Here is a 19,037-nt window from a genome sequence, read left to right on the forward strand (position 1 = left end):
CCGCCCCTTTGCTCTGTCACGGCCGGGCGTCGCCCCAAGCGCGCAGGCGGCGCTGGCTGTCGCAGTCGGGCCAGCCGCTGTCGTGCGGGAAGCGACCGTCGGTGGCGCGCAGCTCGGTGAGGACCTGCAGCAGGTCGCGCTCGCCGTCCAGGACGGTGTCGACGTAGCCGTTTCCGCAGGTGCAAGGCGCGATGAGGGTGAGGACGTCCTGCTCCTGGTCGCCGCCGCTGGAGTGGTGCAGCCACAGGCCACCGTCCAGGTAGGCGACGGCGCACGGCTCCAGTCCGGCCTCCGGCAGGGCGGGCCGGCCGGACCAGTCGTCGTCGTCCAGGGCCTTGCCGAGGGTGTCGGGGTAGGTGTTCCAGACGTGGTCCAGGGCGGCTGTCTCCGCGTCCTCACGCTGTTCGTCCTCGCCCTGCACCCGATCTCAAGGGCGATGCCGAAGAGGAGGGCGAGCGGTGAGTCCGCGCCGACGGCGACGGTGGGCGGGGTGAGGGTCTCGGTCATGTACGGCTCCTTCGGGGGTTCCGGAGCGACCGGGCTGTCCGGTCCTCCGCACCGCCCCGGCCAGCGCTTGTCAGCTGGTCGGGGCGGCACGGGGATCCGTCAGAACGGGGGGTCGTCGCACGGGACAGTGGGGCGCGGCTGAAGCCGGAGAGTCAGCTCGCGCCGCTCTGCCCAGCAGCCGCACGGCTCCATCTCCGGGTTCGCGCCGCCGACCCACCAGCCGCCCGCGCCCCGGCAGTCGGGGCAGGAGCGGCGGGCAATGGGGGTGAGGTGGATCCGGTGCCTGTCGGCGTACAGCTGCCAGTGGCCGGCCTCGAGCGCGACGGCGGCCGCGGCGACCGTGGCGGGCACAGCGGCCGCGACCAGCGCGGCGGTTCGGGCGCGCACGGCGTCAGGGCCGGGCGAAGGGCTGGACGGTGAAGCGGGTGCCCTCCTGCCCGGAGGTGGCGGGCGTCGCGGCGAGGAAGCCGGGGTCGCCCTGCGCGATGTCGCCCAGCAGCGCCTTGACCCAGTCGGTGGAGCGCTGGAGGTCGACGCGGAGCCCGGTGAAGTCGGAGAGACGCACCAGGTGCGGGGCCGCGCCGTAGCGGCGGGCCCACAGCCGGGTGCGGATCATCTTCGCGGCCTCGGTGTCGTCGGGCCGGGCGGGCACGCCGCGCGGAACCGCCAGGCAGGCGGCGGCGTGGACGTTGGCGGCCTGAGCGGCCTCCGTCTCCGTCATCACGTTCCCGCGGGCGTTACGGTCCGCGCGGTAGATGCAGCCCAGGCAGGCGGCGGCGTAGCGAGAGTCGCCCTGGTCGGCGTCGGCGGTGAAGACGAGTACGGTCGCGCCCTCCAGCGCCCGGAAGCGCTGGGAGACGAGCGTGCCCTCCGGCATCCAGGTCTCGGGCACGGCGGCGGGTGCGAGGCGGGTGAACAGAGCCACAGTGACTCTCCTTCGAAGGGATCGTTGATCAGGCGGCCAGCCGGTGGGTCACCGGGGTCGTAGAAGCGAAGTAGGTGTCGGGGCTGGGCTCGTAGCCCCTGGCGCAGGGGTCGCAGCGGCCCTGGGTGCGCAGCGGAAGGCAGAAGTAGTACCGGCGCCTGCATTCCGGGCACGTGGATCTCGCGGCCATCGCCCGGTCCAGCGCCCATTCCTGCGCGAGGGTGGGCGTGCGTTTCGGCCGGGCGAGGTTTACGTCGTAAAGCCAGGCCCGGGTGGGGTGGTTGCACGACTGGTCGGGCCGGTACGCGCAGTACTTGCAGCGCAGGACCGCGACCGGGGCGTGCCCGCCGGGGCTCAGCCCGCGCTCCCGCAGCTGCCGCCGGGTGACCAAGCCCTCGGGGCAGGCGCGCCGATCGAACTCCTCCAGCGTCGCGGTGCTGCGCGGCACCTTCTTGACCTCGCGGAGGCGCCCCTTCTTCCGAGGGCGGGGCATCACCTGCTCCAGGTACCGGGGAGCCGGGCGGGACGCTGCGGGTAGCGGGGGCCGGGACGCTGCGGGCGGGGCCGGCCGATCCCGCGGCGCGGTCGGGGGATGAGCACGGGCTGTTCCTCCAGGCGTCGGTGAGCAGCAGTGCGCCCCGCCGGTGATTCGTCGGCGGGGCGTGAGGCAGGACGGGTCGGGCGGCCTACAGGGCGTTCGCAGCGCGGTCGTGGCGGTCCCGGCTGGAGACGCGGTCCAGGACCGGCCACAGCTCTCGTTCGCCAGCGGAACCCGGTTCGGGGGCGGCGATGGTCACGCGGACAGCATCGGCGAGGGCCAGGAAGGCCGGTTCGCGGATGACGGACCAGATGGTGCGCATGTCGCGGTAACTGAGCGGGCCGCCGAAGCGCGTGTACGGCTTGCCGTCCACGGTGGTGACGGTGATCGCGGGATCGTGGACGCCGGTCTGGCCGTCATCGACGGCGATCCTGAGTCCGGCTGCGTCGGCGGCTTCCAGGAGCCGGTAGTACAGCGTCCGGTCGCTGACGAAACCCTCTACGGCGGCACGCTGCTCCCACCAGCACCCGTCGTGGCCGGTGACGGCCTCCCCGGGCTGCGAGGCGATGGTGAGAAAGCCGGCGCGGTTGAGGGAGGCGAGGGAGGGGATCAGGTGCGCGGTCTCCTCGTCGGGGCCGCAGCGCGGCATGTAGCCGGGCCAGGACTTCACTTCGCCCTCCAGCCATAACGCCATCAGTTCGCCAAGATCGGCGACGGTGCGGGCGGACCGCCAGCGGCGGCGGTCGTTCCAGCTCATCCACGGCAACAGCATCGAGACACTCCTCAGTTGGTCGGATTCGGTGGTGTGCGGGGCCGGTCGGCCTGCCCGGTCCTCGCCCGGCCCCGCATGTGGCGGGGCGGGGCGAGGGCCAGGCGGAGCGACCGGAGGTCAGTCTCGGAACGGGCAGCCGCTGTGCGGGTGCTGTTCGGCGGCCGGGGGCTGGACGGGGACGTGGATCTCGGGCTTGACGGTGACCTTCGCGGGGTGCCCGGCGACGACGCGGCGGCGCAGGGTCAGGCCGCGCATCGCGAACGCCGACAGGAACGTCCAGGCGAGGACGGCGAGCCCGGCCGCGATGGGGCGGCTGGCTGCCGGGGTGGTCGTCCAGACCATGAACACGGTGGCCGCGCCCCACGCGGTCCACATCGCGCGCACTCCGTTGTTCCGGGAGAGGTAGCCGAGGACCAGGCCGACGATGCCGGTGAGCAGCCACAGCGTGTAGACGGTGGAGCCTTCGACGGCGAGGCCGGCGGAGTGCTGCGCGATGTACGTGCGCACCGGCTGGTCGACGACGGCGGCCACTCCGCTGGAGGTGTCGACGCCGACCTGCACCCTGGGCACGGCGGTGAGCAGCTGCTGCAGCGCCTCGAGGATGACCTCGCCGGCGGCGTTGGCCATCAGCACGACGAAGGAGACCCCGGCGACCGCGAAGACGGCCCTCAGCCAGGGGGCCATGTCCCGCAGGCCGTCCTCGGGGGCGCTGAGGATGTCCTCCCAGATGTCGTACAGGACTCCGTCGACGTCCCAGGCCTTGTTCCACCAGTCGCGCAGCGCGGCGAAGCGGGGCTCCTTGGGCGGCGTCTTCGGGAACGGCACGGGGAGGTAGGTGAGCTCCTGGTGGTTCTGGCCGGGGGTGTGGTCGTGGGACTGCACGGGGCAACTCCAAGGTGTCGATGTGGTGTTCACGGAGCGTGCGAGTGGGCCAAGCTGTGTGCGATGGCCTGGAGAGAAGGGGGCGGCTGCGATGGGGTGGTTCACCCGCGATGAGCCGGAGGAGATCGTTTTCGATGAGGTCATCGACACGGACGACACGATCTGGCCCGCGTACACCGATGACGACGGAGTGCTGTGGATCGACGTGGACTACGACGTCGAAGTGACCGTCAACCGGGCGATCGTCGACGGGCAGATCCGCGGGGCCGAAGTCGATGAGCACGGCCGGATCTGGATCGACTACGACGACTGACCGCGAGGCCGGACGGCCTGTCCCGCACCCGAGCCCGCCAGTGGCGAGGTGTCGGATACGAGGCAGGGCGCCCGGAGTTCAGCGGACGTCGTTGCGGGTGCGGGAGAACATCCCGCGCTGGTGACTGTTGTTGTTGATCTGCGTGTTCTGCACGACCGGGCCCTCGTAGACCGTCTTGGACACGGCGTTGCGCGCCTTGCTGATCGCGCCGCCGATGGCAGTGGCGACCATGGCGGCTCCCGCGAACGGCAGGGTCACCATCAGCACGCCGTAGAGCGTGACGGAGGCCAGGCCCTGAAGCACCAGCCAGGCACCGCAGCCGACGCCGGTGATGCCGGCGCCGACCCCGATCGAGGCCACCGCGATCCCGGCCGCCCAGGCAGGCACGATCCGCTTGTCGTCCTGATGGACGGGCGGGGCGTCGCCGTAGGCGGGCAGCGGGGTGTCGTCGCGGAACGACGTCGGCATGTGCCGCACGGGCTTCTCGGGCTGGTAGGCCCGCGCGATGATGCGCTCGGCTTCGGCCTTGGCTTCGTCGTCGGTCAGCGGGCGGGTGATGCGGTCGAAGTCCACGGTGATCTCCGTTTCGGGGCAGACGCGGGGCGCCCTCCCCGCCAGGGTGGCGGGGAGGGCGCAGGGGGTGAGGACGGTGCGGGGTGGGGTGGTCAGAAGGAGATGTTGGAGATCCAGCCGGACACGGAGGTGATCGCGTCGCGGATGGTCGGGGCGATCCCGGTGGAGGCAAGGCTGAACCCGAACAGGGCGACCGTGATGGTGGGCCAGAAGCGGAGATAGCCGAGGCGCCAGAGGACCACGACGATGACGCCGGTGAGCAGGACAAGAGAGATCGACAGGGCCACGGGTATCGGTGTCCTTCGGTGAGCGTGATGGATGGAGTGGATCAGGCGTCGGTGCGCTGCCAGACACCGCGCTTGACGGTCGTGGCCAGGCCCTTCGCCTTGAGCTGGGTGCAGGCGTTGCTGACGCTGGAGGGCTGGAAGCCGGGCAGCGCCTCGCGCAGTTTCTTCAGGCTCTGGGGTCCGTCGGCGAGCAGTTCGAGGATCTGGTCCTGGAGGCCGGGCTCTTCGCCGGGGTCGTTGCTGCCACCGAACGGGATACCGAACGGCCCTGCGGACGGGGCGGGAGCCTCGCCGTCATCGCCGTCGGCGGCCGGGGGGCCGGCCGTCCGCTCGCTGCCGGGCACGTCGGAGAACGCCTGGGCGAGGGTGTCGCAGTCGGCGTACGGGTTGGTGTGCCGCACGCCGTAGATCGCGGCCCCGGCCTGAGCGGCCTTCGCCTCGCCCTCGGTCAGCCCGTTCGCCGGTTCGTCGCCGTACAGGGCGATGAGGTCGGGGTAGACGCCATCGACCTTCTCCGCGAAGAAGGTGCGCATGAACTTGGCGCGCCCGTCGAGGAACATGTACGCCATGCCCGCGGTGGACTCGCCGTCCTCGTCGTCCTTGCCGGAGAACAGCGCTTCGATCTGCCCGTTCTCGTAGATCCGGGCGGGGATGTTCTCCATCTGGAAACCGGCCGGGGCGATGCCGTCCAGGCCCATCTCCTTGGTGGAGGAGGAGGCGGTGCGCATGAGGAACAGCGCGCCGACCTTGCCCTGCTGGCGGATCGCGTCGTCGTCGCCCAGGTCCTTGAGGTGCAGGGACTGCACGGCAAGCCGGATACCGATGCCGACCTTGCGGCCGGTCTTCTGGATGTCGGCGATGAGGTAGGCGGTGGCCTTGCGCATCGCTTCGTCCGGGTGGGACAGCAGCCGGTTGATCTCGTCCAGCGTGATGTTGATGAGCGGCCACGGCCGCCCGAGGGCGAAGTCGCCGCGCCCCATCTCGTTGGACAGCCGCTCGCGGTACTTCATGACCGCGTGCGCGGCCGTGAGCATCAGGAGCGTCTCCACCGGGCCCTTGGCGAACCAGTCGACCCGGCCCTCCGCCTCGGGCAGCGACATGCCGCCCTGGACGTCGCCGACCCAGGAGACGACGCCGGAGCGCTTCTCCGCAGCGAGGATCAGGTTCTGCAGGACGGACTTGCCCGCGCCGGTGACGCCGGCAGTGATACCACGCAGCGCGCCCTGGCCCGGATCCCACAGTCGCATCCGGGCGGGCTTGCCGTCGTGGCAGACGCCGATGGTGACGCGACCCTTGGAGTCCATCGTCAGGTCTTCGACGGTGGCCTTGCGGACCTTCATCAGCGGGTTCGTCTTGTAGACGGAGACGACGCCCTGCCGGATGCCGTCGGTCTCGATGACCAGCCGGGACGGGTCGTCGATACCGAACGCGGAGCAGATCGCCGTGTGCGGCAGCCGGATTTCCTTGCCCGGAGGGGAGGCGACCAGGAGCACGATGCGGTGCGGCTCGGACCGGTAGTCGATCAGGTCGACGCCGGGGGCCGCGCCGCCGGGGGCGGCGACCGCCGTCTCCCACAGGCCGCGCAGCCCTTCGGCCGTGCGCTCGGTGTCCTCGGTGGTGGGGCGGGCGACCACTCGCATCCGGCCGGGCCCGGAGCCCTGGATCGGGCGCATCTTCACGGTGCCGACCGGGAAGTCGAACGCGGCGGCCAGTTGCACCTCGGTGAAGGTGGGCACCGCCTTCCCGGCCTGGGCGACGACGACGGCCTCGAAGTCGGGCCGGTCGGCGCTGAACGGGGTGATGGACACCAGGCGGGTGCCGTCGCCGGTGGCCTGCGCCCACTTCGCGGCGAGGAACTCGGTGTACGTCAGCTCCCGGGCGGGGTCGGTCTGCGCCTGGTGCTCGCTGAGCTCCAGGACCAGGCCGGCGCTGCGGGTGAGCGGCGCCATCCAGCCCATCAGGGACGCCCACGCGGCCGGGGCGACGACCTCCCACCAGTTGAAGCCGGGGGTGATCAGGTTCGCCACGTAGGTGCCGGCGGCCGTGAGGAACGGGATCGCCCGCTGGGCGCGGGTGATGGTGTCCAGGCCGTGGTCGGGGTCCTTGGTCTTCGCGTACAGCCAGGCGAGCGTGCCCAGTCCGATGCCGCCGGAGGCGAGGTAGGACCAGGCGCTGTCGTCCAGCTGGGGGCCGACGGCCATCCCGGCCGCGGCGAGGGCGTAGGAGGTGCGTTCGGCCAGGACGCGCCGGTAGATGACGTGGCCGGGGACGGGCTTGGTGGTGTCGGCGGTCGGCGCCGCCTGGTCGATGGTGCTCAACACAGCCTCCTTCGGGGCAGGGGGCAGCAGGGGTCGCGCCCCGGTGTGGGCGCGGCCCCTGCTGCGGCGGGGATGGGGTGGGTCAGCTGCGGCGGCCGGTGCGCCGGTAGAAGCCGGGCTTGGCCTGGCGCACGCCGGAGCCGTTGGAGGCTTCGTATCCGGGGCGGTACTCCCGGTCGTGCGCGTTGTTGAAGCCGCGGGCGTCGGTGTCGACGGAGTCGGCGGCGTTCACCATGTCCCCGGACGCCTCCGCGACCGCGGTGAGGGCGGTGGAGGTGTCCTCGATCATCGAGGTGAACTGGGGCTCGACTTCGGCCTGGCCGCACATCTCCGACAGGCGCATGGCCGCATTGGAGTTGGCCTGCATGTGCGAGCGGAGCAGGTGCATGCCCTCCTTGAGGAAGAGGGCGGAGGCAGCGAGTTTGGCGGTCCGGCCGGCCAGGGCGAGGAAGCCGTTGCCGCTGCCGGAGCTGCTGGCGACGCCGTTGTTCATGCCCGGGATGGCGGGGAGGTTGTCGCTCACGTGATCTCCTCTCAGTTCTCGTTGTGGATGCGGGCGGCGGGCACGGCCAGGCCCGCGTCCTCGGTGGCCTGCTGGAGGGGCCGGTAGGCGTCGAACATCGCGTTCTCCGCCGTCTCGGAGAGCTCCGCCGCCACCAGGGACTTGGTGGCCATCTCGTCGGCCTTGCGGGCCAGGAGCTCCATGGACTCCGCCAGCTTCGCCATCGCGGCGCCGGTCAGACGGCCGATGACGTTGTGCGTGGAGCGCAGGTCGGCAGCGAGTTCGTCCAGCTCGTGCCGGATCTCCCGCGCCTTCACGGAGAGCTTGCGGCAGGTCTCGTGCGCCTTGAACGACTGCGCGGTGAGCTCCTCGAGGACATCGAGCGTGTCGTCGAGGGTGACCTCGGTCTCGTGCTGCGCGTCCATGTCCGCGAGGCTGCCGCTGCCCCACTTCGTCAGCCAGGCATCACTCACGCTGTTCTCCTTCGTGCTCGTGCCGGCGGGCAGGCCCGCTCCGGACTTCGCCGGAGCGGATCCGGGGGAGTCGGCCCGCTCGACTGTGATCGGACCAGCCGGTGCGGACACCGTCGTCGCCATCCCCATCGCCTCGAACGGCGACAGGCGCGGCTGGCCAGTGCCGGGCACCGTGCCCCCGCCCGGCGGCGCCGGTGCGGTGGCGGCCCCGGCGACCACGGCGGCCGGGACCGCGGGGGCGGGCCGGGGCGGGGGCGTGATGACGATGGACTTCGGCACGGTGGTCGTGCCGGTCGCCGGCACCGGACGGGGGCCCGGCACCGTGGTGGTCCGCAGCCGGGCGCGCTTGCGGGCCCTCGCCTTGGCCGTGGACCACGGCGTGCGGCGGGCCGGTGCCTTCGCGGCCGGGCCGACGGGCCCGGTGCTCCCGGCAGCCTTGGCGCTCCCGGCCTTGGTCTTGGTCTTCGGGCCGGTCTTCTTCTTCGGCTTCCTGACCTTGACCTTCGACAGGACGGGCGGGCCCATCTTCTTGCGGCGGCGCTTGAGGCGCTTCTCAGCGGTCTCCTGCACCGCCTCACTGAAGGTGGTCCGGCCGCGCGCCGCAGCCTTCCTCGCCGCGTCCATCTTCTTGCCGTACTCGCGGTCGAAGCGGCGGCACTTGCGGCAGCGGCAGCCGTAAGTGTCCGACGCCGCCATGGTGCCGTGCGCGATTCCGGGCGTGAGCTTGACCTTCTTGCCCTTGCGGGACTTCCCGCCCGGCGACCTGGGCACCCCAGGCGCAGGTCCCGTCCCGCCCTTGCCGGAGCGGGTCTTGCCCTTCTTGCCGCCGCCCTTGCCGGGCGCCGCGCCGCCGGGGCCGGTCGTGCCCTTCCCCTTCGGCTTCGATTTCGGGCCGGTGCCGGGGGTGGTGGTGCCGGGCTTCTTCCGCAGGATCCCGCCGGGCCCGGTCGTGCCGCGCGGCGACTTCGTCGTCCCGCTCTTGGGGCCCGTGCCCGTTCCCTTTCCGGAACCGGGGCCCTTCGAGCTGGACGTGCCGGGCCCGGTCTTGCCGATGCCCGTCCCCGAGGAGCCCGGACCGCGCTTCGTGCCCGGACCGCCGGACGAACCGCCGGCCCCGGTGCCGCCGGGACCGCGCTTGCGGTTCGTGCTCGGGCCGCCCCCTGAGGAGCCAGCCCCGCCGCCGCCGCCGCTGTTACTCGGACCCTTGCCGCCGCCCGAGCCACCCGGACCGCCGGAGGAGCCGGGGCCGCGGTTCTTCTTGAGACCGGAGCCGCCGCCCTGCGAGCTGCGCCTGAGCGGGGTGATCCCCGAGCCGCCCTTTCCGGAGCCGGAGTTGGAACGGCCGCCGCCCGAGCCGGAGCCCGAACCGCCGCCGCGCCCACCCCGGGAGGCGCCGCCGGAACCGCTGGGGGACCTGGTCGTCGCCCTGCTGCGCCCCCGGCCTCCCGAGCCGCTGAACGCCCCGCTGCCACCCCCTCCGGACCTGCCCGGACCAGCGCCGCCGGAGCGCCCTCCCGGGCCGCCAGGACCGCGCTGGAGGGACTTACGGCCGTACTCGTGGCTGGGCTGCACCTGCTTCTTCGAACTGCCCCCAGAAGAGCCGTCCTTGCCGGTGTTCGCGGTCTTCGCGACCGCCTCGTGCTGCTCCCGGTTGGCCCGATTCGACGCGATGGCGGAGTGGATGCCGCGCATGGCCGCCAGGGACACCGCGAGGATCGCGGCCAGCGACAGCGCGCCCAGGCGCGGCGCGGCCGGCTGCGCACTCTCGGACCGGAAGGTCGCCGGGACCATCGCGCCCCCCGCAGCGGGCGCTGCGGCGGGCGCGGAATCCGCCCTGAACGGGGTGCCCAGACCGGGCTCGGGCAGGACCGCGATCGTGTCCAGAGGAGCGGTGCGAGTCGCGGGTGCAAACGTTGCGGGGGTGTCCGTGGAGACGGCGGCGGGGGCCGCGAACGGCACGTCGGTCGGGGCCGGATCGGGCGTCTCCGCAGAGGGTTCGGCGGGGTCGGTGAAGCCCACGCGGGGGAAGTGGATCAGGTTGTTGGGGCCGTCGTCGTCGGCCATGACGTCTCCCTCTCGGAGTTGACAGACGGTCACCGCCCGGGGCACCCTCGCACGCGCACGACACGCGCGCACATTGGGAGCCACCGGGCGGCGAGGTAGGAGCGGTGATGAAGAAGAACTTCGTCACCCTCCGTTGTTCTTGTAGAAGTCGTGCAGCGTGGCGGTGAGCTTGCGCCACAGGTCCGGATTGCCGTCGCGTTCGGCCTGGCGCGCCAGGGTCCGGACCGCGTCGTACCAGACCCCGGCGCGCTCCTTCTCGGTCGTGGCAGCCTGGATCCGCGCGTTCCAGTGATTCGCGCGGTTTTGCGTCTGCCGAGGCGTGCTCAACCCTGTTCTCCCTTCGCGAAGTAGTCGTTGATCGTGCTGGTCGGCCGCTCACCACCGGCCGCCATCGGCCACTGGTTCCAGGGGTTGTCCGGGGTGACGAACTCCGCCGGCCTCGCCTGCGGGACCGCGCCCGGGACCTGCTCGGGCGGGGCGCCCAGCGAGGTCACCGTCTTGTTCAGCGAGCTCGCGACGGCCGCGCCGACGGCGGCCTGGCGGCTGTTCTTGCGCTCCAGCTTCTTGGCCTCCGCCACCGCCCTGCGCTGCGGGAGCTCCAGGACCTCGTTGACGTAGGTCGCGTACAGGGCCTCCGCCTTGCTCGCGGCCTCCTCGGACGCCTTCTGCATGGCCTTGACCTGCCGCGCCACCTTCCACGCGCGGATCTTCTTGGCCATCCAGCGGTCGCCCTCGATCGGCGTCTGCTCCAGGCGTCGGCGCACGATGTCGGCGATCTGCCCGTACTGCTGGGCATCGCGAACGTGCTGGTCACGGACGGTCGCGGTGAAGGCCCGCAGGCCCTCATCCGTGAACAGTGCGTTGATATCCATGAGGTGGGGTTCTCCTTCTCGGGGCGGGGGCGATCTGGCAGGGTTTGGGGTGGCGTTTCGGCGCCTTCACCGCGCTCCCGAGGCGACGACAACGTCTCGGGGGCCGGTGGAACCGTCGAACAGCTCGTTTGTGCAGGTCACTGCCCGGGGCGGTAGCCGCCCGCGAGCAGTTCGGCCGCCTCCTGGCGGTACTTCGAGGCCGTGTCGGTGGAGGACACCGCCGTCTCGCGCTGGACGTCGACGATCGAGACCACCCGGGACAGCGCGGGGTGGATTTCGTCAGGACCGAGGCCGACCGTCACCAGGCCGGCCGCGAGCGCCATGCGCGCGACCTTGCGGACCGCCCGCTCGCGCGAGGTGAGCTTCGCCTCGTCTTCCATTTCGACCGCGCGCCGCTCGACTTCGGCGACGGCGAGCCGTGTTTCGGCAGCAGCCATCTCCGTTTCGGCCTCGCGCAGCCGGGCGGCCTGGACGTTGGCGTCGGCAGTCGCCTTGCGCTCGTTCTCCTGCGCCGCCAGCCGGTCGGCTTCGGCAGCGCGGCGGCGCGTTTCGGCGGCGGCCATCTCCGTTTCGGCAGCACGCCGATCGGCTTCGGCAGCACGCTCGCGAGCCTCAGCGATCTCCGCCGTCTCGATCGTCTGTGCCTCCGCCGCGGCGACCCGGTCGGCCTCCGCCGCTGCCTTCCGCTTCTCCGCCGCGCGCCGCTCCAGTTCGGCCATCTCCAGGTCGGCGGCGGCCGCCGTGCGGCGCTCCTGGGCTTCCTTGCGCTCCGCCTCCGCCTCGCGGGCGCGGGCTTCGGCGACCAGGGCCGTTTCCAGCGCCTTCTCCTCCAGCTCAGCGGCCCGCTCTGCGGCGCTGGCCTGGGCTCGGGCGTGGGCGCGGGCCTGAGCGGTCGTGCCTTCCACTCGGGCGCGGACGGCCTCGAGTTCGCCGCCTGCCTCCAGCCGGTCGGCTTCGGCCTTCTTCTGCGCGACCTCCCGCCGCGTCTCCGCCTCCAGGCGCCGGCGCTCGGCTTCCTCCGCCCGCTCCTCAGCCTCGCGTTCCTGCTGTTCAGGCATCGCGAGGGCCTGCGCGACGGTGTAGCCGTAGGCGGCCATCTTCATCGGCAGCCGCTCATCCTCGGAGGCCTTGCTCAAGTCGCCCTTGTACTTGCGCTTGAGCCACTGCTCATAGGCGGTGAGGTCCTGCTGACGCCGGATCATCTCCGGGTAGGAGGTGACCCCGTACAGCCTCATCCGGCGGTAGAACTTCGGGGTCGCCAGCGGGGCGAGGATCCAGCGGTGCAGCGGGATGCGGTCGGCGTGCGTACCCGCTTCGAGCTGCGCCTTCTTGATGAACAGCCGCCGTGCCGCCTCCACGCCGATCACGAAGAGGACCGGCATGACGCCGTGCGAGGCGGACTGGACCGGGTCGTGGCCGATCTCGCCCTGCGAGGACGCGTTGAACCACACGGTGGCGCCGGTCATGCCGTGTGCGGCCATCCGCAGCACCGGCCACGGGATGCCCTTGAGGATCAGGTAGAGGTCCAGGGCCAGGAACGCCAGGATCGAAGCGTCCACGCCGATCGGGAACCAGGGCGCGAGGCCCTCACTGAATCCCCAGCTCAAAGCAACTTTGGCGAGGGTGTCGTACGACATGGCGAAGCCGATGGCGCCGACCAGCGTGCCGAAGACCGCTGCGACGTACGGCAGGGCGGCCGTGAAGCGGTCCCGCTTGGGCTTGATCGGGTTCCGCTTCCGTGTCTCCGAAACGGTCCCGGCCGCTCCCGAAACGAACTCGGGTGCGTCCGAAACGGCGGTCGGCGTCCGCGAAACAGGGGTGTCGGGTGCCGCGTTCTGCGGCATGTCGGTGATCGTCATGGGGGCCTCCAGAGGGGGTCATTCCGGGTGTGGTCGAAGCAGGAGCAGCCGCTCCCGAAACGCGGTCGGCTGCTCCCGAAACGGCGGTCGGCGGAGCCGAAATCGGCCCCCGGGGGGCCGTTGCCTTCCCGGAGCGGGCCGTGCTGAAAGGCCGGCCGCCCGTGGTGCGGGCGGCGGGTCCGGGGGAGTGCTGCGGGGCGGACACGAAACTGTGTGCGGCTCCCGCCGGGCGGGAGCGAAAGGGACTGTCCGACTCCCCATCACCGCCCGATCCGGTCCGCCGTGGTGCGGCGTCCGGTGCGAGCGGATCAGGCAGCCGTCAGGCCGTGATCGCGAGGGGACGGTGCGGGGCGATGACCCGGCCGTCGGGGAGCAGGTCGCCGGTGTCGTCGAAGACCAGGACGCCGTTGCACAGCAGGCTCCAGCCCTGCTCCGGGTGGCTCGCGATGGCCTGCGCGGCCTCCCTGTCCGAGCTGTGGGCGGCCGGGCAGTTCGGCGTGTGCGTGCACAGCGAGTCCGGCAGCCGAGTGGTGCCGGCGGTGGTCGTCGCGGTGTCGAGCGGGGTGATCGTCGTGCCCATCAGGGCCTCCCTGGGCTGTCGGTCCGGGCTGTCCGGCTCCCCGTCACCGCCCGTCCCGGCCGCCGTGGCGCAGCGGTCGGTGCGAGCGGATCAGGCAGCCGCCAGAACGGATCAGGCAGCAGTGCGGCGGCGAGCGGCGCGGCGCTTGATGCGGCGGCGGTCGGCCTCATCGGTGCCGCCCCACACGCCCAGCTCGTTCCGCTCCAGCGCGCCCTCGAGGCAGCTCTCCATCAGCGGGCAGCGACGGCAGACAGCCTTGGCCTCCTCGATCTGGAGCAGCGCCGGGCCGGTGTTGCCGATGGGGAAGAACAGCTCGGAGTCCTCATCGGCACAGGCGGCGCGGGGCCGGACCGGTGCGTCGGTGGCGACGGGCGCGTAGGCGTGGTTGCGTACGATGGCGACGGAAACTCGCTTCATTCGGGCCTCCCAAAAGGTCCAGTGCAAGAGACAGCCCCGGGGCGGCCACCCTGGGGCTGTTGCGTGTCTACGACGGCCGGACGGCCGGAGCGGGGTGGGCTCCCGACGCTCTCCGCCGGCCCCGCCCGGGGTGAGGGCGGGGCCGCCGGGCAATGCCGGGGTCAGCGCTGCTGCTTCTGGCGCGCGGTGTAGGCGTCCTGAAGGCGGGCAAACCGCTCGTGGATCGGCATCCCCTCCGCACACGGCGTCTCGCCCTGGCAGGCCGGACAGGCGCCGGTGTGCTCGGTGGAGTCCTCGAACGCCTTCATGTAGCGGACGAACAGGTCGTCGGTCGGGCGAGCGCTCATCGGCGGTTGGCCTCCGACCGCTGGTTCTGCTCCCGGTTCTTCTGCGAGAGCGCCTCGCGTTCGGCGTCGGTCAGGCTGGTGATCACGCCCTCACCCCCGCCGCCGCGTCGGCCCGGCGTGCGATCTCCTCGACATCGGCGACCGTGATCGACGCGCGGCGCAGGGGACCCGAGCAGCGCGAGTGATCCGCATCGAACAGCGGGTCGTCCTCCCGCGCCACTCCCGGACGGGCGGCACCCGCCTGGCTTCCAGAGCGTGTCATGCTGTTGTGCATCAGGTCCTCCACATAGGTCCTGGACAGCCCCGGGGGTCTCAAGTCACCGGGGCTGTCGTCGTTTTGGCTGGTCGTACGAGCAGCCACGGCCCCGGCCGCCCCCTTGGATGCGGGGCGGCCAGGGCCGTGGTCGATCGTCTCGGTGTGCGGGTCAGACGGCCTGAGCCTTCCTTGCGTGCTGCTTGCCCAGTTCGGCCTGGCGCCGGTCGTACGCCTCCACGTCCCGCGGTGCCAGCGGGACCGCGGGGCCCTCCGTGGGAGCGTCGCCGGCGGGCACCGCCCGGCGGTTCTTGTCGGTGTCTGCCACGTGGCGCAGCACCGCGTCCCAGTCGGCCAGGCGCCCGGCGGGCGTGCGCTCCGCGCGAGCCTGCAGGGTCCGGTCGGTCTGCGGGCTGAACGCCTTGGGCAGCACCGTGGTGGCCTGACGGCTGGAGGCTTCCTTGACAGCGTCGGTCAGGGCCTGGTGCCACTCAGGGATCGTCATGTCGAACTCGACGCGGCGGTTGCTGCCCCGGCAGCGGACCGCATCGGCGACACCGGCCTCACCTTTGTGGTGGGGGACCAGCTTCTGAACCTTGTCTCGCATGCCGGTGATCGGGCACCAGGTCTTGCAGTCCTCGCAGACCAGGACGGCCTTGAGGGGCTGCCGGAGGTCGATGTGCGACGGGGGGAGCTGGGAGAGCTTGATGGCGGGGAGGCTGCTGACCCGCTTCGTACGGGTCCGGGTCTTCCGCTCTTTGGCCTTGGGCATCGCGGACGTGATGGTCATGCGGAATCTCCTTGCGTGCGGAGGGGGTTCGGGCTGCGTCGCGGTGCTCTCTCCGCCCGCCAGGCGCACGGGAAGCCCGGCGTCCTGGAGGACGGACAGCGCATCAGCGCTGCGACGTACATGCAGGGAGTCGAGAACCCGGGAGTTTGGTGGTGCCACATCCCGGCCCCCTCTTACGAGGCGGACGACCTCCTGCGGTCTTGCGGTGGTGCTAGTGCATTTGCTGGTCGCCCATCCCTTGCGGTGGGGGGCCAACACCCTGAACGGTAGTAGCACTCTTAGTGCGAGTCAACAGTATAAGTGCTACCTAGCACTAGAGCTTTAGATGTGAGAATGTGTCCATGCCTACGCGACATGAAGATGGAGGGGGCCCTGTGTCCACCGGATTTGCACTGACAGTGCGGTTCTCCTTGCGAGACACCGAGGCTGCCCAGCAGTTCGACGCCCTGGTGGCCAGGACCGCAGAAGGAATCCGTACGGAACCCGGCACCCTCGTCTACGTGGCGCACACGCCCGTAGACGAGCCGCTCGTGCGCGTCTTCTACGAGCTCTACGCCGATCGTGCGGCCTTCCAGGCCCATGAGGAGCAGGCCCATACGCGGCACTTCCTGAAGACGCGCGAGCAGTTCCTTACCGGCACTGACGTGGTGTTCCTGAACGAGTTGGAGCAGCTCAGCAAGCGCCCCGGAACGGAGGGGCCATGAAGCCGACGGGCAAGGACGTCGATCCACAGGATCGAGTCTTTGGCCAGCGCGTCCAGAAGCTCCGGAAGGAGCAACGGCGCACCCAGGCCGAGTTCGCGGCTGCTCTCGGAAAGACGAGCAGCTGGATGTCTCAAGTCGAGCGGGGTATCCAGCCCGTCCAGCGCATGGACCTGTTGCAACAGATCGCCGATGAACTGGGCGTGTCTGTACAGCAGTTGCGCCCAAGCGTCGCTGAGGGAAGCGGACCATCACAGCACCCCGCTCCGCTGTCGCTGTCCAACGACCTGGACGAGACGCGGAGACTGATCTCCGGTCACCCGGCACTTCACACCTTGCTGGCCGGTGCCAGCCCCGAGGGCGCAAGATCCGTCGAGGCGCTGCGCAAAGACGTTGACGACCTCTGGGAGCTGACGCACGCGGCGCGAATGGCGCAGGTCAGCGTCCTGGCTGTGGAGCTGCTCCCCGAGCTTGAAAGGACCGCCCGCACGGCGCCTGCCGAGACTCGATCGGAACTGTTCCTGCTGCTCTCCCGGGCCTACCAGGCCCTTTCGGCGGCGTTCGTTCGGCAGGACGAAGCCGACGCTGCATGGGTCGCCGCAGATCGGGCGGTCTTCGCCGCCGAACGGTCCGGTGATCCGCTGCACGTCTGCGCCGGCGTCTTCCGGATGACCCAGGCGTTCGTACGGCTGCGCAGCCTCGGTCAGGCCGAACACGCGGCTCAGACCGCCATCGACGCCTTGGAGGAGCAGGAGGGCCGATCGCCGCAGGCTCTGTCCGTCCTGGGCTCCCTCCATTTGGCGCTTGCCCTCGTTCACGCGCGCGCCTGCGCTCGAGCCGAAGCCAAGGAGGAGATCGCCAAGGCCCGCGCTATCGCGGCACAGCTTGGTGAGAACCGGAACGACTTCAACCTGGAGTTCGGGCCGGTCAACGTGGAGATCCAGGCCGTCAGCACTGCTGTTGACCTCGGTGACGCCGGTGAGGCCCTCGATATCGGCCTCGCCATAGACGCTGAGAGTCTGTCGCCCGAACGACAGGGGCGGCTGCTGATGGACCTGGGGCGAGCTCACGCGCAGAGGCGACACGGGGGCGAAGCTCTCGACTGCCTGCTGCGCGCTGAGGCCATCGCGCCGGAAACGATCCAGACGCACCAGGCGGCTCGGGCGGCCATCCGCGAGCTGGTGCTGGTCGCCGGAGTAAACGCATCGCGTGACTTGCTGGAGCTCGCCGAACGGGCTGATGCACTTGACTAGCCCGACGCTGCGCCAACCTGACCCCTGGCGATCGATAAGCACTGGTCTCCCCCTCCAACCACTTGTTGGTGTGGGGGCCATCACACCGGCCTTAGCGGCGGCGCAGAATCACAGCCGCTTGTCGAAGCCTGTGCACGGGCTCGTTCACACGTTTTCAACATCCGCGTACACACGGGATTTCGGTCTCCGGCCGTAGGGTCCGGGACCATGGCGACTACGGAGGCAAGCGGCGTGGGGAAGCATCTGGGGTGGAGGCCCGAGCGGCTGCGGGAGCAGCGGGAGGCTCACGGGCTGACTCTTGAGCAGGCCGGCGAGCGGCTACGGGCGCTTGCTGAGGAGGCCAAACTCAAGGGGATCCCAGCGGCGAATCCGCAGACTCTGTGGCAGCACGAGCAGGGTGAGGTCTACCCGGGACCGCACTATCGCCGGGCGTACTGTCTGCTGTATCGGGCCACTGACCCCGAGCTCGGGTTCCGCAACGCTCTGCCGGGCGAGGACACCCAGTTCAAGCTGACTCCGATGAACGACCAGCGCAACGGCTCGCACGTCCTGGCCGTGGAGCGCGCCTTGCTGCAGATCGGGGCGGGCACTGTTGAGTCGGATCCTCTCGGGCTGCAGCAGCGGATCCTGGATGCCTGGAAGCGCCGTCACACCGGTGGCGACCCGCACCGCCCGTCGGTGGTGCTGGTCGGTGGGTTCGCCGGCAGCGGGAAGACGGAGTTCGCGCGCTTCCTTACGCAGCTCACCGGCTGGCCACTGCTGGACAAGGACCCGCTGACCCGGCCGCTCGTGGAGCAGCTGCTGGTCGCACTCGGAGGCGACGCGAACGACCGTCATACCGATCTGTATCGCGAGCACGTGCGGCCGGTGGAGTACGACTGCCTGATGCAGGCTGCCTACGCCAACATCAACTGCGGGATCAGCACGGTGCTGACTGCGCCGTTCATCGGAGAGATGACCTCCGAGGCGTGGATGAACCGGCTGATCAACAAGTGCAGCGCCCTGGGCGTGGACGTATCGCCGGTCTGGGTGCAGTGCGATGCGGAATCCATGCGGGAGTACATCGGCTTCCGATCGGCGGCGCGCGATGCCTGGAAGCTCCAGCGCTGGGATGAGTACATGGCGACCGTCAACCTGGAGCTCCGCCCGGTCGTGCCGCACCTGGTCGTCGACAACAGGCTGGGCACAGCGATTTCGCTGGCCGACCAGGCTCGCCACGCCCTCAGGGCGGTGCACGGATGAGCCGTAAGAAGCTGGGCGTCATCCTGTACGGACCGCCAGCGGCCGGGAAGGACACGATCACCCGGGCCCTGGCGGCACTCCATCCCCGGTACGGCCAGTTCGCGCGGCTGAAGATCGGTTCTGGCAGGAGCGTGGGCTACCGGATGGGCACGACCGCACAGTTGCGGGAGCTGATGGCCGCCGGCGATGTCGTCTACATGAACAGCCGGTACGGCAACACGTACGTCCTCGACCGGCCGGGCCTGGACGCCGCGTTCGCGGCCGGGGTGCCGGTCGTGCATCTCGGGCAGATTGACGGCATCCGCGCCCTGGTCGACGGCTACGCGGCCGACTGGTCGGTGGTGCTGCTGTGGTGCCCGCGCGAGGTGACTGCGCAGCGGTCTGCCGGGCGCGGTGACAGCGACACTGCGGCGCGCCTGGCGGCGTGGGATGCGACCCGCGAGGACCTGGACCTGCACCCGGGCACGACCTGGGACCTGGCCGTGGACACCACGGCGACGTCTCCGCAGGACGCGGCGGGGCTCGTCGACCAGCTGCTGGCGCAGCGGGCGGGAGCAGCAACGGCATGA

The 19,037-nt window shown here is 71.1% G+C and carries 24 protein-coding genes; 5 read left to right on the plus strand and 19 right to left on the minus strand.

Translation table 11 applies throughout. The features are described from left to right. Positions 1 to 16: 16 nt before the first annotated feature. The 6 genes from ACIRPU_RS40615 to ACIRPU_RS40640 all read right to left on the minus strand — a co-directional run bounded on the left by ACIRPU_RS40615 (position 17) and on the right by ACIRPU_RS40640 (position 3,624). A complete protein-coding gene (locus ACIRPU_RS40615) occupies positions 17 to 421 on the minus strand; it encodes a hypothetical protein (protein WP_403877102.1) in 405 nt (134 codons plus the stop codon). A gap of 185 nt (positions 422 to 606) precedes the next feature. Next, on the minus strand, positions 607 to 894 hold the full coding sequence (locus tag ACIRPU_RS40620) for a hypothetical protein (protein ID WP_403877105.1): 288 nt from the start codon (positions 892 to 894) through the stop codon (positions 607 to 609). Between the two features lie 4 nt (positions 895 to 898). Next, positions 899 to 1,432 (minus strand): hypothetical protein, encoded by a 534-nt coding sequence (locus tag ACIRPU_RS40625; protein WP_355707076.1) that lies wholly within the window; start codon positions 1,430 to 1,432, stop codon positions 899 to 901. 28 nt (positions 1,433 to 1,460) lie between these two features. Next, positions 1,461 to 1,925 (minus strand): RRQRL motif-containing zinc-binding protein, encoded by a 465-nt coding sequence (locus ACIRPU_RS40630; protein ID WP_355707075.1) that lies wholly within the window; start codon positions 1,923 to 1,925, stop codon positions 1,461 to 1,463. 193 nt (positions 1,926 to 2,118) lie between these two features. Continuing rightward, the gene (locus tag ACIRPU_RS40635) at positions 2,119 to 2,742 is read right to left on the minus strand and encodes a DUF6919 domain-containing protein (RefSeq protein WP_403877109.1); all 624 of its coding nucleotides are present in this window, start codon (positions 2,740 to 2,742) and stop codon (positions 2,119 to 2,121) included. Between the two features lie 117 nt (positions 2,743 to 2,859). Further along, positions 2,860 to 3,624, minus strand: a complete 765-nt coding sequence (locus ACIRPU_RS40640) for a hypothetical protein (protein WP_403877111.1) — start codon at positions 3,622 to 3,624, stop codon at positions 2,860 to 2,862. Between the two features lie 91 nt (positions 3,625 to 3,715). Between ACIRPU_RS40640 and ACIRPU_RS40645 the strand changes: the two genes are divergently transcribed. Further along, positions 3,716 to 3,937 (plus strand): hypothetical protein, encoded by a 222-nt coding sequence (locus tag ACIRPU_RS40645; RefSeq protein ID WP_355707072.1) that lies wholly within the window; start codon positions 3,716 to 3,718, stop codon positions 3,935 to 3,937. Positions 3,938 to 4,015: 78 nt separating this feature from the next. On the opposite strand, the gene ACIRPU_RS40650 is transcribed toward ACIRPU_RS40645, so the two are convergent. The 13 genes from ACIRPU_RS40650 to ACIRPU_RS40710 form a co-directional block, all read right to left on the minus strand. After that, positions 4,016 to 4,510, minus strand: a complete 495-nt coding sequence (locus tag ACIRPU_RS40650) for a hypothetical protein (protein ID WP_403877114.1) — start codon at positions 4,508 to 4,510, stop codon at positions 4,016 to 4,018. 92 nt (positions 4,511 to 4,602) lie between these two features. Next, the gene (locus tag ACIRPU_RS40655; protein ID WP_403877117.1) at positions 4,603 to 4,797 is read right to left on the minus strand and encodes a hypothetical protein; all 195 of its coding nucleotides are present in this window, start codon (positions 4,795 to 4,797) and stop codon (positions 4,603 to 4,605) included. Between the two features lie 41 nt (positions 4,798 to 4,838). Further along, on the minus strand, positions 4,839 to 7,115 hold the full coding sequence (locus ACIRPU_RS40660) for a hypothetical protein (RefSeq protein WP_403877120.1): 2,277 nt from the start codon (positions 7,113 to 7,115) through the stop codon (positions 4,839 to 4,841). A gap of 82 nt (positions 7,116 to 7,197) precedes the next feature. After that, positions 7,198 to 7,638, minus strand: coding sequence for a conjugal transfer protein TraB (locus ACIRPU_RS40665; protein ID WP_355707068.1), 441 nt, complete (start codon positions 7,636 to 7,638; stop codon positions 7,198 to 7,200). A gap of 11 nt (positions 7,639 to 7,649) precedes the next feature. Next, the gene (locus tag ACIRPU_RS40670) at positions 7,650 to 10,154 is read right to left on the minus strand and encodes a hypothetical protein (RefSeq protein ID WP_403877123.1); all 2,505 of its coding nucleotides are present in this window, start codon (positions 10,152 to 10,154) and stop codon (positions 7,650 to 7,652) included. 123 nt (positions 10,155 to 10,277) lie between these two features. After that, the gene (locus tag ACIRPU_RS40675; RefSeq protein ID WP_385282859.1) at positions 10,278 to 10,481 is read right to left on the minus strand and encodes a hypothetical protein; all 204 of its coding nucleotides are present in this window, start codon (positions 10,479 to 10,481) and stop codon (positions 10,278 to 10,280) included. Next, complete coding sequence (locus ACIRPU_RS40680) at positions 10,478 to 11,026, minus strand: hypothetical protein (RefSeq protein ID WP_403877126.1); 549 nt, start codon at positions 11,024 to 11,026, stop codon at positions 10,478 to 10,480. The genes ACIRPU_RS40675 and ACIRPU_RS40680 overlap by 4 nt, the downstream gene beginning before the upstream one ends. 137 nt (positions 11,027 to 11,163) lie before the next feature. Next, positions 11,164 to 12,885, minus strand: a complete 1,722-nt coding sequence (locus ACIRPU_RS40685) for a DUF2637 domain-containing protein (RefSeq protein ID WP_403877129.1) — start codon at positions 12,883 to 12,885, stop codon at positions 11,164 to 11,166. Between the two features lie 319 nt (positions 12,886 to 13,204). After that, the gene (locus tag ACIRPU_RS40690) at positions 13,205 to 13,396 is read right to left on the minus strand and encodes a DUF5999 family protein (RefSeq protein ID WP_403877235.1); all 192 of its coding nucleotides are present in this window, start codon (positions 13,394 to 13,396) and stop codon (positions 13,205 to 13,207) included. 180 nt (positions 13,397 to 13,576) lie between these two features. Then, positions 13,577 to 13,882 carry a WhiB family transcriptional regulator gene (locus tag ACIRPU_RS40695; protein ID WP_403877132.1) on the minus strand — a complete coding sequence of 102 codons (306 nt, stop codon included), beginning with the start codon at positions 13,880 to 13,882 and terminating at the stop codon, positions 13,577 to 13,579. A gap of 161 nt (positions 13,883 to 14,043) precedes the next feature. After that, positions 14,044 to 14,229 (minus strand): hypothetical protein, encoded by a 186-nt coding sequence (locus ACIRPU_RS40700; protein ID WP_403877135.1) that lies wholly within the window; start codon positions 14,227 to 14,229, stop codon positions 14,044 to 14,046. 82 nt (positions 14,230 to 14,311) lie between these two features. Beyond that, complete coding sequence (locus ACIRPU_RS40705; RefSeq protein WP_403877138.1) at positions 14,312 to 14,491, minus strand: hypothetical protein; 180 nt, start codon at positions 14,489 to 14,491, stop codon at positions 14,312 to 14,314. 163 nt (positions 14,492 to 14,654) lie between these two features. Continuing rightward, a complete protein-coding gene (locus tag ACIRPU_RS40710; protein WP_403877140.1) occupies positions 14,655 to 15,272 on the minus strand; it encodes a hypothetical protein in 618 nt (205 codons plus the stop codon). Between the two features lie 410 nt (positions 15,273 to 15,682). Between ACIRPU_RS40710 and ACIRPU_RS40715 the strand changes: the two genes are divergently transcribed. The 4 genes from ACIRPU_RS40715 to ACIRPU_RS40730 all read left to right on the plus strand — a co-directional run bounded on the left by ACIRPU_RS40715 (position 15,683) and on the right by ACIRPU_RS40730 (position 19,037). Next, positions 15,683 to 15,976: a putative quinol monooxygenase gene (locus ACIRPU_RS40715; RefSeq protein WP_403877143.1), complete on the plus strand. Its 294-nt coding sequence runs from the start codon at positions 15,683 to 15,685 to the stop codon at positions 15,974 to 15,976. Beyond that, a complete protein-coding gene (locus tag ACIRPU_RS40720) occupies positions 15,973 to 17,226 on the plus strand; it encodes a helix-turn-helix domain-containing protein (RefSeq protein ID WP_403877146.1) in 1,254 nt (417 codons plus the stop codon). The genes ACIRPU_RS40715 and ACIRPU_RS40720 overlap by 4 nt, the downstream gene beginning before the upstream one ends. 207 nt (positions 17,227 to 17,433) lie before the next feature. Then, a complete protein-coding gene (locus tag ACIRPU_RS40725; protein WP_388717377.1) occupies positions 17,434 to 18,468 on the plus strand; it encodes an AAA family ATPase in 1,035 nt (344 codons plus the stop codon). After that, positions 18,465 to 19,037, plus strand: a complete 573-nt coding sequence (locus tag ACIRPU_RS40730; RefSeq protein WP_403877149.1) for a guanylate kinase — start codon at positions 18,465 to 18,467, stop codon at positions 19,035 to 19,037. Before ACIRPU_RS40725 ends, ACIRPU_RS40730 begins: the two co-directional genes overlap by 4 nt.

Origin of the sequence: Streptomyces sp. NPDC102259, from assembly GCF_044766465.1 — a bacterium.
GTDB lineage: Bacteria > Actinomycetota > Actinomycetes > Streptomycetales > Streptomycetaceae > Streptomyces.